The sequence below is a fragment of the Streptomyces sp. NPDC107654 genome (assembly GCF_055639035.1).
Window position 1 is genome coordinate 224,442 of record NZ_JBVKBI010000007.1, and the last position, 13,326, is coordinate 237,767.

Below are 13,326 nucleotides of genomic sequence, written 5' to 3' on the forward strand. Positions count from 1 at the left end.
GGTGATCGGGGCGCCTGCCTCGGTCGGCCTCGGTCGGCCTCGGTCGGTCAGGCGGCCGGGCCGGCGGTGGCGGGTTCCTGCCGGGGGCGGTCGTCGGCCGGGTGTGCGGCCCGGTCCGTGCCGGTGCCGGTGCCGGTCCGGTAGATCTCCTCCAGACGGTCCGTCACCGCGCCGATGGAGTAGACGTCCTCGACGACGCGGCGGCCGGCTTCCGCCATCCGGGTCCACAGGGCCGGGTCGGTGAGCAGGCGGTGGACCGCCGCCGCCATGGACCCGGGGGTGCCGTCGGTGACCAGGGCGGCTCCGCGGCGGGACAGTTCGTCGGCGATGCCGCAGGTGTCGGTGCACACCACGGGCGTGCCGGCGGCCAGCGCCTCGATGACGGTCATCCCGAACGGCTCGTTCACACTGGACAGCACGTGGACGGCCGCCGAGCGATAGGCCTCGCGCGCCTCGGCCGGGTCGAGCGCACCGCCGTAGCGGACCACGCCCGCGGGCCCCTCCTCGATGAGCCGGCGCACGGCGGGCAGCGAGCCGTCGTCCGGGCCGTACAGCGTGAAGCGGGCCTCGGGCATCGTCCGGTGGACCAGCGCGGCCATCTCCACGAAGGCCTCGGGCCGCTTCCGGGGATGCAGCCGGGCCAGGAACAGCACGTGCGGCTCGCGCGGCCGGCGCGGCTCCGGCCCGGGCGGCCCCGGCCGGATCCCGTTGGGCAGGATCCGCAGCGGCGGACCGTCCGGCCCCAGCACCCGCGCCACCAGCCCGCGCTCCTGCTCGGTCAGCACGCAGCAGGCGCGCGCCCGGCGCAGCAGCGGCAGGTACAGCAGGTCGAACAGCCGGACGGGGAGCGCGGTGCGCGGCTCGACCATGCCGTGGGTCTGGGCCACGCACGGCACCCGGCGCAGGGCCGCCACCGCGAGGGCGGCCAGGGAGACCAGGTCCCGGCCCGCGTGGACGTGCACGACCTCGGCGCCGCCCGTGGCCCGCCACAGGTCGCGGACGAGAAGGGGGTGCAGCAGGCCGATGCGGCCCCGCCCCGGCAGCAGCGTACGGGCGGGGCGGGAGCGCAGGCGTACGGTGCCGACACGGTCGGGTGCCCGGCCGCCGCCCCGCCACAGCGAGACCAGCGTGACGTCGTGGCCGCGCGCGGCCAGCTCCTCGCACTGGGCGACCGCGACGCTCGGCGGACCGCCGAAGGCACCGTCGTCACTGACGAGCGTGACCACGTGGAGGAGTCTCATGCCGTACGTCCCTTCGTGGTCAGGACCGCCCCGGGCGCGAGGTCCCGGTGGGCGACGGCGCCGGCGCCCACCACGGCGCCCCGGCCGACGGTCACCCCGCGCAGGACGACGGCACGGGTTGCGACCCAGCTGCCCGGCTCCAGCCGGACGGGCCCGTTGTCGAACTCGAACGTGGCGGACCGGGGGCTGTGGCTGCCCGTGCACAGCAGCGCGCTCTGGGAGACACAGCAGTCGTGGCCGATCGTGACGGGTTCGAGGTTGAGGATCCAGGCGTCCTCGCCGATCCACACGTCGTCGCCGATCTCCAGCTTCCACGGCCAGTGCACCCGCACCCCGTGCCGGATCAGCACCCGCCGGCCGACGCGGGCGCCGAAGGCGCGCAGCAGCGCCGGCCGCCAGCGGTCCGGGCACCACCACTTGACGAAGACCAGGTGGAGGACGGCGAACCAGGCGGCCTGGACGAGCAGGGGGCGCCCCTTGTCGTAGCCGGCGCCGGTGAAGCCGCGCAGGGACCTCTCCACGACGGGCCGGTGCGGGGCGGCGGCGGTCTGCGCCATGACGGTGTTCCTCCCGGTGGTCCTCCGCGTGATCCTTCATGCCGCGCAAAAAGAACCCGCCGCCATCGGCCCGTGTTGGCGGCAGGCTTGCCCGGATGGAGGAACTTCAGTAGGCGCCCTGGCCGTTCAGCACCGCGCGCACGGTGCGGGCCATGACGTTGATGTCCATGGCGGGGGACCAGTTGTCGACGTAGCGCAGGTCGAGGGAGACCGTCTCGTGCCAGGACAGGTCCGACCGTCCGCTCACCTGCCACAGCCCGGTCAGGCCCGGCTTGACGTGCAGCCGGCGCAGCTCCACCGGGTCGTACCGGGCGACCTCCTCCGGCACGGGCGGACGCGGGCCGACCAGGGACATGTGGCCGAGGAGGACGTTGAACAGCTGGGGCAGCTCGTCGAGCGAGTAGCGGCGCAGGACGCGTCCCAGGGGGGTGACGCGGGGGTCGCGGCGCATCTTGAACATGTGGCCGTCGTGCTCGTTCGCCGCCTCCAGCTCGTCCTTGAGACGGTCCGCGTCGACCACCATCGTGCGGAACTTCCACATCGGGAACGTGGTGTTGTACTGCCCGACCCGGATCTGACGGTAGAAGGCGGGACCGGGCGAGCCGAGCCGCACGGCCAGCGCCAGCAGGAGCAGCAGCGGCGAGAGCAGCACGATCAGCAGCAGCGCGCCCACGCGGTCCACGGCCGACTTCAGCAGGGACGGCAGGCCGCGGCGCAGCGGCGGCGCGATGTGCAGCAGGGTGAGTCCCGACGCCGAGGTGAGCCGGACCCGTCGGCGGGCGACCTCGATGATGCCGGGCAGCACGACGATCGGGCACCCCCGGTCGTGCACCGCCCAGGACAGCCGGCGCAGCCGTTCGCCCGACAGGTGCGGGCCCGGCACCACGAAGACCAGGCCGGCGCAGAGTTCGTCCGCCGCGCCGAGCACCGTCGCGGCGTCCTGGCCGGGCGCCTGGGGTTCCTCGCGGGGCAGCCGTACGTACACCGGGACACCGGAGAGCACCTCGTCCTCCCCGACCGGGCAGCAGCCCACGATCACGTACTCGTGGTCGGTGCGCTGGGCCAGTTGCCCGACCACCGCGTCGATCGTCGGTCCCTCCCCGACCACCACGACGTGCCGCAGGGCGCGGCCGCCGCGGCGGGCGGCCAGGAGGTGGCGGTGGACCGCCTTGTGGCAGACGGCGGTGAGCACCAGGGCGGGGATCAGCGCGGTGAAGGACTCGGCCGGCACGCTCTGCAGCCCGCACAGCACGCGCAGCGTCGCCAGCGCGCCGACCAGCAGAAGCCAGTCCCGCAGCACGGCCCGCAGGCCCCCGCCGTCCCCCCAGGCGGACGGCGTGTACCGCTTGCCTGCGACTCTGATGAGCGGCCACAGCAGGGCGGCGGCGGCCGCCAGACGCAGCGGGTGGGGCTCGTGGACCTCCACGATCGCCGCCGCGACCGGCAGGGCCGCGCCGGTCAGGTCCACACCGACCGACAGGGGGACGTACCAGCGTGCCTGGGTGCCCTTCGGATGAGCGGGCCGGCGGGGCACGGAGAGCGGCGCCTGTCGGGATGCCGCGAGTCTGAAGGGCCGCATGCCTCTCCTTAGGGGCTCCAATCGCAGACAGCGGGCGCGGCCGCACCGCCCGTGCAGGGGCTGGTCACGCCTTCATGTGATCTTTATATCAAGTGATAGGTGGCTATGTCCGATTTGCTTGCTCCCGCTCCGTGCATCAGCGGGCGGGCGCCGGTGTGGGGCTCGGCGCAGGTGCCGGGCAGGGCGCCGAAGACGGGCCGGGGACAGGAGCGTCCGTACACACCGCGAGCCCCCTCCCCCGGACGTCCGGGGGAGGGGGCTCGCGAGCGGCGGCGGGCCGGCCGGTCTACGGCCTGTCGTCGCGGTCGACCTCGTCCTCCTCGGCCTGCTTCGCCTGCACCTCCGGGTCCAGCCCCGCACCGGTGCCGTCCACCGAGGTGAGGTGGCCCCCGCCGGGGACCTCCGTCGCCGCCGGCGGCTCGACCAGCCAGTCGGGGTTGGCCTGCTTGTCCCACCACTTCCAGGCCGCGAAGGCACCGCCCGCGACCACGGTCAGCACCGCCAGCGTCTTCACGGCGCGGCCGGCCCGGCACCGACGGGCGTTGCGCCGGGCCAGCTTCCGGATGTCCTCGGCCGAGACCTGACCGCGCAGCGCGGCGAGGGCGGCGGCGCCGCGAGCGGCGGCCTCGTCGCGTACCGGCGCGGCCGCGGCCGCGGCCTGTTCGAGTTTGGGGCGCGAGTACTCGGCGGCCTGCCGGGCGGCCTTGCGGGTACGGGCGGCGGCCTCCTGCGCGGCCAGGTCCATCTTCGGCGGCACATGCGTGCGGGCCTGCTCCAGGCGCGGGGCGAGCCGGGCGTCGTACTGCACGCGGGCCTGTTCGGCGGCCTGCGACACCACGGGCGCCAGCCGTACGCGTGCCTCTTGCGCGTAGTACGCGGCACGCTCCTTGGCCGTGTCGGCGTAGGGCGCCACCACTTCCGCGGCGTGCAGCACGCTGTCCTTCGCCGAGCCGGTCGCGGCGCGCACGCTGTCGATGCGGGTCACGGGTTCCTCCTCCTCGGTGGCGTACGGTATTTCGACTTTCCACCCTTTTACGGATCATGCCTGTCCGGGGCCGGTGCGGCATGCGCGGACGGGCATATGGGTGCCGATCTCCTTCTTGCGCCTCTTCTTCCGCATGATCGAGGGAGACAAGGGTTCCTACGTCGACCCTGCCACGAATCGCCGGGGCACACCGCCCGCCCGGCGGAAGTCGTGGCCGCCCGGCGACGCGCGGACCGGACCGTGGAAGGATCGAAGTGTCGCGGCGGACGACGACGGAAGGCGGACCGTGGCCGAGCAGCTCTATGCCACCCTCAGGACCACCCTCGGCGACATCGAGGTGCGGCTCTTCCCGTTCCACGCCCCCGTCACGGTCAGAAACTTCGTCGAGCTGGCCCGCGGTGAACGCGAGTGGGTCCACCCGGGCACCGGGGAGCGGAGCAGAAGACCGCTCTACGACGGCACGGTCTTCCACTCCGTGATCAGCGGCTTCATGATCCAGGGCGGCGACCCGCTGGGGAACGGCCTGGGCGGCCCCGGCTACGGGTTCGAGGACGAGTGCCATCCGGACCTCGCCTTCGACACCCCCTATCTGATGGCCATGGCCAACGCGGGCCCGGGCACCAACGGCTCGCAGTTCTTCATCACGGTCACACCGAGCACCTGGCTGAACGGCAAGCGGACCATCTTCGGCGAGGTCGACGACCCGGCCGGCCGCAAGGTGGTCGACGCCATCGCCGGCGTGCCGACCGGCCGCAACGACCGGCCGCTCGTGGACGTCTTCATCGAGACGGTCGTCGTGGAGACGCGCGAGAGCCGGGGAACCAATCACCCCGCTCGTCCGTAAGGATGAAACGGGCAGGACAGTGCCGTCAGGGCCGGCGCACGCCGGTCACGGGGGTACAGGGACACGACGACCAAGGGGAACTGATGGACCAGGCCGCAGGGAGCGCGCAGGGCGCCGCCCGCAGCGTGCCGGGGTGCTACCGGCACCCGGACCGCGAGACCGGCGTGCGCTGCACCCGCTGTGACCGGCCGATCTGCCCCGAGTGCATGGTCAGCGCCTCGGTCGGCTTCCAGTGCCCGGACTGCGTCCGCGGCGGCTCCGGCACGGGCCACGACCCCGCCGCGTCCCGGCCGCGCACGATCGCCGGCGGCACGGTCACGGCCGACCCGCGCCTGCTCACCAAGATCCTCATCGGGCTCAACCTCGCGCTGTTCATCGCGATCAAGGCCGACAGCTCCCTGGTGGAGCAGGTCGTGCTCTACGGCGCCCGGCCCCCGAAGCCGTACCAGCCGACCTCGGGCGTCGCCGGCGGCGAGTGGTACCGCTTCGTGACCTCGATGTTCGCGCACCAGGAGTACTGGCACATCGGGTTCAACATGCTGAGCCTGTGGTGGATCGGCGGCCCGCTCGAAGCGGCCCTCGGCCGCGCCCGCTATCTGGCGGTCTACCTCGTCTCGGGGCTGGCCGGCGGCGCGCTGACCTACCTGCTCACCTCCCCGACGACCGCCTCGCTCGGCGCCTCGGGCGCGATCTTCGGTCTCTTCGGCGCCACCGCCGTGCTGATGCGCCGGCTCAACTACGACATGCGGCCGGTCATCGCCCTGCTGGTGATCAACCTGATCATCACCTTCAACCCGGCCATGAGCATCTCGTGGCAGGCGCACATCGGCGGTCTGGTCGCCGGCGTCGTGACCGGGTACGGGATGGTCCACGCCCCGCGGGAGAAGCGCGCGCTGGTGCAGTACGGCACCTGCGCCGTGGTGCTCGTCCTGTCGTTGGCCCTGGTGCTGGTCAGGACCGCGCAGCTCACCTGACCGGGCGGAACCGACGGGCGGGGAGCAGGGGGGAACACTCTGTCACCGAACCGTTGTCCACAGCCGGTGGCGGATCTTGTGCATATGGTGCGGACACAGCTGTGCCCCCTGTCGCTCGGATGTGTTTCCGCAGGTCGGACAGGGGGCGAACGGGTGTCTGAAGAGCGGTTGACCGGTCACACCGGCGTCAACACCCGATGAGTTATCCACAGATCGTCGTTCTTTTCCCCATGTGGAAAACGGCTGTGGATAACTCAGCGGCGAGCCGTGGGCAGAGCTGGTCCCCGCCGCGCTACTTCCACTGCGTGGAGACACCGAACCCGGCGGCGATGAAGCCGAAGCCGACCACGATGTTCCAGTTGTCCAGGCTGTCGATCGGCAGCGTGCCGTCCGTCACGTAGAAGACGACGATCCAGGCCAGGCCGATCAAAAACATGGCCAGCATGACGGGCGCGACCCACGCGCGGTTGGTGAGCCTGATGGCCTGCGCCTGCCGCGCCTGCGGCGGCGTGTAGTCGGCCTTCTTGCGGATACGTGACTTCGGCACGAGGGTCTCTCCTGTCGATGCGCTGCGTGGCCGCGCAGGTAACTGGGTCGGGCTCGGGGCAGCGTACAAGGGGCCAACATGACGACTCTGTGTGCTCCCCCGGGCGTCCGTTAGCGTAGTGCTTCCGCGGCGCCGAAGGAGATAAGGGTACGTTGAGCAATTCTGCCGACTCCCCCGGGACGGGATCAACGGGTACCGGCCCCCGGCGCGGGCCGCGTCTCAGGCCCGTGCGGATACTCACGGCGGCCGTCTTCGCCCTCGCCGGGCTGATCTTCTTCACCAGCTTCGACACGGCCAAGGGCACGGACATCCGCCAGGACGGCTCGCTGCTGAAGCTGTCCGACCTGATCCAGCAGCGCAGCCGCAAGAACAAGGAGCTGGACGAGTCCAACGCCGCCCTGCGCGACGGCGTGGAGTCGCTCGCCGAGAACGACGACGGCAGCACCAGGGCCGAGGACCAGAGGCTGGGCGGGCTGGAGAAGAGCGCGGGCACGCGGAAGCTGACGGGCAAGGCGATCACCGTCACGCTGAACGACGCCCCGCCGGGCGCCACCGCCAAGCTCCCCGGCTACCCGGAGCCGCAGCCCGACTACCTGGTCATCCACCAGCAGGACCTCCAGGCCGTGGTGAACGCGCTGTGGCAGGGCGGTGCCAAGGGCATCAAGGTCATGGACCAGCGGCTGATCTCCACCAGCGCGGTGCGCTGCGTCGGCAACACCCTGATCCTCCAGGGCCGCGTCTACTCACCGCCGTACAAGATCACGGCGGTCGGCGACCCGGGCCGGCTGAAGCAGGCCCTCGCGGACAGCAAGGCGATCCAGACCTACATGGTCTACGTCAACGTCTACGGCCTCGGCTGGAAAGTCACCGACGACGGGACGGTGACTCTTCCCGGCTACTCCGGCACAGTGGATCTGCACTACGCGAAGCCCGTGCAGTAGCCAGTCAGCCATCCGTCGCGGAGGCGCCGGTGCGCGTGATCGTCCGGACCGTCAGCGAGCTGTGCATCACCGTCGGCACCCTGATCGTGCTCTTCGTCGTCTATGCGTTGTTCTGGACGGGTGTGCGGGCCGACGGCGCCATGAACGACCAGATCGACCAGCTGCACCAGCAGTGGTCGGAGGGGCGTGCGCGGCCGACGGCCGCGGCTCGGGGCGGGCAGACCGTCTCGGCGGCGAGACCGGAGCCCTACCGCGACGGCAGGGCCTTCGCCGTCATGTACGTCCCCCGCCTCGGCGCCGGCTGGCACAAGCCGGTCCTGGAGGGCACCGGCACCGGCGTCCTGCAGAAGGGCCTGGGGCACTACACGCGCACCGCCCGGCTCGGCGGGACCGGCAACTTCTCGGTCGCCGGCCACCGGCGTACCCACGGCGACCCCTTCAAGGACTTCCCGAGGCTGCGTCCGGGCGACGCCGTGGTGCTGACCGACGGGACCACCTGGTACACGTATCGGATCGACAAAGGGCCGTACAAAACCGTGCCGACGGACGTCGGGGTGATCGATCCTGTGCCCGGGAAGTCGGGATACGCGCGCCCCGGCCGCTATCTGACCCTGACGACGTGCGATCCGGAGTGGGGCCACAGCCACCGGCTGATCGTGTGGGCGCATCTCGACGCCACCCAGCCCGTGGACACAGGCGAACCGAGGGCGCTGCGCCGTTAATCTGGTGACGTACGGCGTGGGTCTGGTGCCGTAGGGGACACGGAAAGGACGGCAAGGGACGGCATGTACGGCTGGATCTGGCGGCATCTTCCGGGGAACGCGTGGGTGAAGGCGTTCCTCTCGCTCGTACTGGTCCTGGCCGTGGTCTACGTCCTCTTCCAGTACGTCTTCCCCTGGGCGGAACCGCTGCTGCCCTTCAACGATGTGACGGTGGACAACCAGTGAGTGCGCGGATTCTCGTCGTCGACAACTACGACAGCTTCGTCTTCAACCTCGTCCAGTACCTGTACCAGCTGGGCGCCGAGTGCGAGGTGCTGCGCAACGACGAGGTGTCGACCGCGCACGCCCAGGACGGCTTCGACGGCGTGCTGCTGTCACCCGGGCCGGGTACGCCGGAGGAGGCGGGGGTGTGCGTGGACATGGTCCGGCACTGCGCCTCGACCGGGGTGCCGGTCTTCGGGGTGTGCCTCGGCATGCAGTCGATGCAGGTGGCGTACGGCGGTGTCGTCGACCGGGCGCCCGAGCTGCTGCACGGCAAGACCTCGCCGGTCGAGCACGAGGGCAAGGGCGTCTTCGCCGGCCTGCCCTCGCCCTTCACGGCGACCCGCTACCACTCCCTGGCCGCCGAGCCGGCCACGGTCCCGGCCGAGCTGGAAGTGACCGCCCGCACACACGACGGCATCATCATGGGCCTGCGCCACCGCGAACTCCTCGTGGAGGGCGTGCAGTTCCATCCCGAGTCGGTGCTGACCGAGCACGGGCACCGGATGCTGGCCAACTGGCTGGCGGAGTGCGGCGACCACGGTGCCGTGGCGAGATCGGCGGGGCTCGCCCCGGTGGTGGGCAGGGCCACGGCGTGACCGCGCTGCGCCCCGAGCGCGAGGACTTGTACGGCGGCGAGAGCCCCTACGAGTCCTCCGCCGGTGCGCGGCCGTACGCGGGCCGCCGGCCCGACCCGCCGACGGCCCCGATGCCCCGGGTGACACCCGGGCCGGTCGAGGAGGCGCCGACGGCGCCGATGCCCCGGGTGTCTCCCCTCGACGACGAGACGATGGCGCTGCGGATCCCGGCCGCGGGCGCCCCCACGGAGGCCTCTGGCGCCTCGTCCGCCTCTCCGGCCACCGGAGTCACACCCGGCGGTCGTGCGGCCCGCAGAAAGGCCGCCAGGAGGCGCGGCGGGCGGCGGCGCGGCGGCGGCACCCGGCCGACGGCGGCGGCACCCGCGGCGGACCGGGACCCGCAACGGCCCCTGACGCGGGTGGAGGCCCGGCGGCAGGCCCGGCAGCGCAGGCCCGGCCCGGCGACCCTGGTGAGCCGGGCGGTCGGCGAGGTCTTCATCACCACCGGCGTGCTGATGCTGCTGTTCGTCACCTACCAGCTGTGGTGGACCAACGTCCGCGCCCACGCGCAGGCCGGCAGCGAGACGCACCAGCTCCAGGACGACTGGGCCAAGGGCAAGCGCAACCCGGGTGTCTTCGAGCCGGGGCAGGGCTTCGCCATCCTGCACATCCCGAAGCTGGACGTGGTGGCGCCCATCGCGGAGGGCGTCAGCAACAAGAGGGTCCTCGACAAGGGCATGGTCGGGCACTACGGCGAGGCCCCGCTGAAGACGGCGATGCCCGACGCGAAGACCGGCAACTTCGGTCTCGCGGCGCACCGCAACACGCACGGTGAGCCGTTCCGGTACATCAACCGGCTGACGCCCGGCGACGCGGTCGTGGTCGAGACGCAGGACACGTACTTCGTGTACAAGGTGACCTCGACGCTTCCGGTGACCCCGCCGGGCAACACCAGCGTGCTCGACCCGGTCCCGCCGGGCTCCGGTTTCACCGGGCCCGGGCGCTACATCACCCTCACCACCTGCACACCGGAGTTCACCAGCAAGTACCGGTTGATCGTCTGGGGCAAGATGGTCCAGGAAAGCCCGCGCAGCAAGGGCAAGCCGGACGCGCTCATCGAGTAGGGCTCATCGAGTAAGGGCAGAGGAACTGTGGCAGCGACCGCCGACGAGACCGAAGAGACCACGGACGGGTCCGAACCGGCCGCGGATCCCGCTCCGCGCCGCCGGCGTCCCGGCCGGATCGCGCTGGCCGTCAGCGTCTTCGGGGAACTCCTCATCACGGCGGGCGTGCTGCTCGGCCTGTTCGTCGTCTACTCGCTGTGGTGGACGAACGTGATAGCGGACCGCAAGGCGGACCGGCAGGCCGACAAGGTCCGCGAGCACTGGGCCGAGCAGAAGGAGTCCGGCCCCGGCGCGCTCGACACCAAGGACGGCATCGGTTTCCTGCACGTGCCGGCGATGCGCAACGGCGAGGTGCTGGTCGAGAAGGGCACGGGCACGGACGTCCTCGACGACGGCGTGGCCGGCTACTACACCGACCCGGTCAAGGCCGCGCTCCCCACCACCGGCAAGGACGGCAACTTCTCCGTCGCCGCCCACCGGGACGGGCACGGCGCCAAGTTCCACAACATCGACAAGCTGGAGAAGGGCGACCCGATCGTCTTCGAGACGCGGGACGACTGGTACGTCTACAAGGTCTACTCGGTCCTCCCCGAGACCTCGAAGTACAACGTCGAGGTCCTCTCCCCGGTCCCCAAGGAGTCCGGCAGGAAGAAGCCGGGCCACTACATCACCCTGACGACCTGCACCCCCGTCTACACCTCCCGCTACCGGTACGTGGTCTGGGGCGAACTGGTCCGGGTGCAGAAGGTGGACGCGGCCCGGACGCCGCCGAGGGAACTGCGGGGCTGACCGTAACCGTGTGAGACACCGGACACGCGTGGGCCCCGGCCGGAACGTCCCGGCCGGGGCCCACGCGTGTCCGCCCTCTCGGGGCGGCCCCTTCAGGCGTCAGCCGCCGTTGCCGCCGCCGAAGAGGCCGCCGCCGTTGCCGTTGCCGCCGCCGTTGTTCCCGTTGCCGATGCCCACGGTCGTCAGCGTGATCGTGGTGCTCGCCGGGTCGTCGACCTTCTCGTTCTGCTTCGGGTCCTGGGAGGCGACGAACGCGGTGTCGCTGCCGTCGCTGCCCGGGGCGAACTGGATGTTCGTGAAGCCGGCGGCGTTCAGCATCTGCCGGGCCACCGCGACCGTGCGGCCACGGACGTCCGGGACCTGCGTCTGCTGCTTCTGCGCCTTGCCGACGTTGATCACCACGTTGCTGTTCTTCGCGACCGGCTGGCCCGCGCCCGGGTTGGTGCTCTGCACCTTGCCGTCCTGGGCCGGGTCGGTGACCGGGGTGTCGTTGCAGCTCGGCACCAGACCCTTGGCCTGGAGTTCGGCCTTCGCCTCGTCACAGGACTTGCCGGTGACGTCGGGCACGGCCACCTTCTCCTCGGCCTTGGCGACCGTGAGGGTGATCGTGGTGCCCTTCTCCTTGCTGGTGCCGCCCGTCGGGTCCTGGGTGATGACCACACCGGGCGTCTGGGTGGACACCTGGGTCTTCTTCTCGACCTGGAAGCCCTTCTCCTTGAGCTGGGTCTCCGCCTGGTCGTACTGGATGCCCCGGACGTCCGGTACCTGGACCTTCGGCGCGCCCGTCGACACCACCAGGGTGATCGTGTCGCCCTTGTCGACGTCCGTGCCGGCCGTCGGGTCCTGGTCGCAGACGTTGCCCTTCGGCTGCTCCTTGCACTCCTTGCGGGTCGGCGGCGCCAGCTTCAGGTCGGAGTTCACCGCCATCTTCTGGGCTTCTTTGTAGGTGTGGCCGACGAAGTTCGGTGCCTCGAAGGACTGGTCCGCCTTGCCGCCGGGGAACGCCCACTTGCCGATCAGGATCGCGCCGACCAGGACCAGCAGGCCCGCGACGACCAGCAGGATCGTCGAGGTGTTGGACTTCTTCTGCTGCTGGCGGCGGCGGTCCGGGCGGTCGTCGTAGCCGTAACCGCCGTCGTCGGCGTTCATCGGCGGGAGCATGGCGGTCGCCCCGGCCGGTGAGTCCGAGCGCAGGGCGGTGGTCTGCTGGTCGTCGGGGTAGCCGCCGTAGCCCACCGCGCCCATGGCGGCCGTGGCCGCGACGGGCTGGCCGTCCAGGCACGCCTCGATGTCGGCGCGCATCTCGTCCGCCGACTGGTAGCGGTAGTTCGGGTCCTTGACCAGCGCCTTCAGGACGATCGCGTCCATCTCCGGGGTGATCTCCGGATCGAAGACGCTCGGGGGCTGGGGCTCCTCGCGGACGTGCTGGTAGGCCACGGCCACCGGGGAGTCGCCCACGAAGGGCGGCCGCACCGTCAGCAGTTCGTAGAGGAGGCAACCGGTCGAGTACAGGTCCGAACGGGCGTCGACCTGCTCGCCCTTGGCCTGCTCCGGGGAGAGGTACTGGGCGGTGCCGATGACGGCCGCGGTCTGGGTCATGGTCATGCCGGCATCGCCCATGGCGCGGGCGATGCCGAAGTCCATGACCTTGACCTGGCCGTTGCGGGTCAGCATGACGTTGGCCGGCTTGATGTCCCGGTGGACGATGCCGCTGCGGTGCGCGTACTCCAGGCCCTGGAGGATGCCGATGGTCATCTCCATCGCGCGCTCGGGCAGCAGCTTGCGGCCGGAGTGCAGCAGCTCACGCAGCGTGGAACCGTCGACGTACTCCATCACGATGTACGGGATGGAGACACCGTCGATGTAGTCCTCGCCCGTGTCGTAGACCGCGACGATCGCGGGATGGTTGAGCGAGGCGGCCGACTGGGCCTCCCGGCGGAACCGGGCCTGGAAGGACGGGTCGCGCGCGAGGTCCGCACGCAGCGTCTTCACCGCCACGGTGCGGCCGAGGCGGGTGTCATGCGCGAGGTAGACCTCCGCCATGCCACCGCGGCCGAGCACCTGGCCCAGCTCGTACCGGCCGCCGAGGCGACGCGGCTCTTCCATAGCTACCTACCAGCCCTCTCCGTCGGTCTCGGCCGCGCACCCCTGTGCGCGGCCGAGGCTGCCGTCCGGGCCTACCGT

The 13,326-nt window shown here is 71.5% G+C and carries 14 protein-coding genes; 8 read left to right on the top strand and 6 right to left on the bottom strand.

The genetic code is table 11. The features are described from left to right. Positions 1-47: 47 nt before the first annotated feature. The 4 genes from ACZ7N4_RS15510 to ACZ7N4_RS15525 form a co-directional block, all read right to left on the bottom strand. Positions 48-1,241: a glycosyltransferase family 4 protein gene (locus ACZ7N4_RS15510; RefSeq protein ID WP_471358445.1), complete on the bottom strand. Its 1,194-nt coding sequence runs from the start codon at positions 1,239-1,241 to the stop codon at positions 48-50. Then, on the bottom strand, positions 1,238-1,798 hold the full coding sequence (locus tag ACZ7N4_RS15515; RefSeq protein WP_471358446.1) for an LbetaH domain-containing protein: 561 nt from the start codon (positions 1,796-1,798) through the stop codon (positions 1,238-1,240). The genes ACZ7N4_RS15510 and ACZ7N4_RS15515 overlap by 4 nt, the downstream gene beginning before the upstream one ends. A gap of 106 nt (positions 1,799-1,904) precedes the next feature. Continuing rightward, positions 1,905-3,266, bottom strand: coding sequence for a sugar transferase (locus tag ACZ7N4_RS15520; protein WP_471358803.1), 1,362 nt, complete (start codon positions 3,264-3,266; stop codon positions 1,905-1,907). 397 nt (positions 3,267-3,663) lie between these two features. After that, positions 3,664-4,362 (bottom strand): DUF5324 family protein, encoded by a 699-nt coding sequence (locus ACZ7N4_RS15525; RefSeq protein ID WP_471358447.1) that lies wholly within the window; start codon positions 4,360-4,362, stop codon positions 3,664-3,666. A 286-nt stretch (positions 4,363-4,648) separates the two neighbouring features. On the opposite strand from ACZ7N4_RS15525, the gene ACZ7N4_RS15530 reads away from it, so the two are divergent. Both ACZ7N4_RS15530 and ACZ7N4_RS15535 read left to right on the top strand, forming a co-directional pair. After that, positions 4,649-5,206: a peptidylprolyl isomerase gene (locus ACZ7N4_RS15530; protein WP_471358450.1), complete on the top strand. Its 558-nt coding sequence runs from the start codon at positions 4,649-4,651 to the stop codon at positions 5,204-5,206. Positions 5,207-5,289: 83 nt separating this feature from the next. Continuing rightward, on the top strand, positions 5,290-6,180 hold the full coding sequence (locus ACZ7N4_RS15535) for a rhomboid family intramembrane serine protease (RefSeq protein WP_471358451.1): 891 nt from the start codon (positions 5,290-5,292) through the stop codon (positions 6,178-6,180). A gap of 292 nt (positions 6,181-6,472) precedes the next feature. On the opposite strand, the gene crgA is transcribed toward ACZ7N4_RS15535, so the two are convergent. Next, positions 6,473-6,727, bottom strand: coding sequence for a cell division protein CrgA (crgA, locus tag ACZ7N4_RS15540; protein WP_471358454.1), 255 nt, complete (start codon positions 6,725-6,727; stop codon positions 6,473-6,475). Positions 6,728-6,879: 152 nt separating this feature from the next. On the opposite strand from crgA, the gene ACZ7N4_RS15545 reads away from it, so the two are divergent. The 6 genes from ACZ7N4_RS15545 to ACZ7N4_RS15570 all read left to right on the top strand — a co-directional run bounded on the left by ACZ7N4_RS15545 (position 6,880) and on the right by ACZ7N4_RS15570 (position 11,142). Continuing rightward, positions 6,880-7,668 (top strand): DUF881 domain-containing protein, encoded by a 789-nt coding sequence (locus ACZ7N4_RS15545; protein WP_471358455.1) that lies wholly within the window; start codon positions 6,880-6,882, stop codon positions 7,666-7,668. Between the two features lie 29 nt (positions 7,669-7,697). Beyond that, on the top strand, positions 7,698-8,390 hold the full coding sequence (locus ACZ7N4_RS15550; protein ID WP_471358457.1) for a class E sortase: 693 nt from the start codon (positions 7,698-7,700) through the stop codon (positions 8,388-8,390). Positions 8,391-8,453: 63 nt separating this feature from the next. Continuing rightward, positions 8,454-8,615, top strand: a complete 162-nt coding sequence (locus ACZ7N4_RS15555) for a hypothetical protein (protein WP_467929480.1) — start codon at positions 8,454-8,456, stop codon at positions 8,613-8,615. Then, positions 8,612-9,250: an aminodeoxychorismate/anthranilate synthase component II gene (locus ACZ7N4_RS15560; protein WP_471358460.1), complete on the top strand. Its 639-nt coding sequence runs from the start codon at positions 8,612-8,614 to the stop codon at positions 9,248-9,250. Before ACZ7N4_RS15555 ends, ACZ7N4_RS15560 begins: the two co-directional genes overlap by 4 nt. After that, entirely contained in the window at positions 9,247-10,353 is a 1,107-nt protein-coding gene (locus tag ACZ7N4_RS15565; RefSeq protein ID WP_471358463.1) for a class E sortase, read from the top strand. The genes ACZ7N4_RS15560 and ACZ7N4_RS15565 overlap by 4 nt, the downstream gene beginning before the upstream one ends. 27 nt (positions 10,354-10,380) lie before the next feature. Further along, entirely contained in the window at positions 10,381-11,142 is a 762-nt protein-coding gene (locus ACZ7N4_RS15570; RefSeq protein ID WP_471358465.1) for a class E sortase, read from the top strand. A gap of 99 nt (positions 11,143-11,241) precedes the next feature. Here the strand turns inward: ACZ7N4_RS15570 and pknB are convergent, their stop codons facing one another. Beyond that, the gene (gene pknB / locus ACZ7N4_RS15575) at positions 11,242-13,248 is read right to left on the bottom strand and encodes a Stk1 family PASTA domain-containing Ser/Thr kinase (protein ID WP_471358467.1); all 2,007 of its coding nucleotides are present in this window, start codon (positions 13,246-13,248) and stop codon (positions 11,242-11,244) included. Positions 13,249-13,326 lie beyond the last annotated feature (78 nt).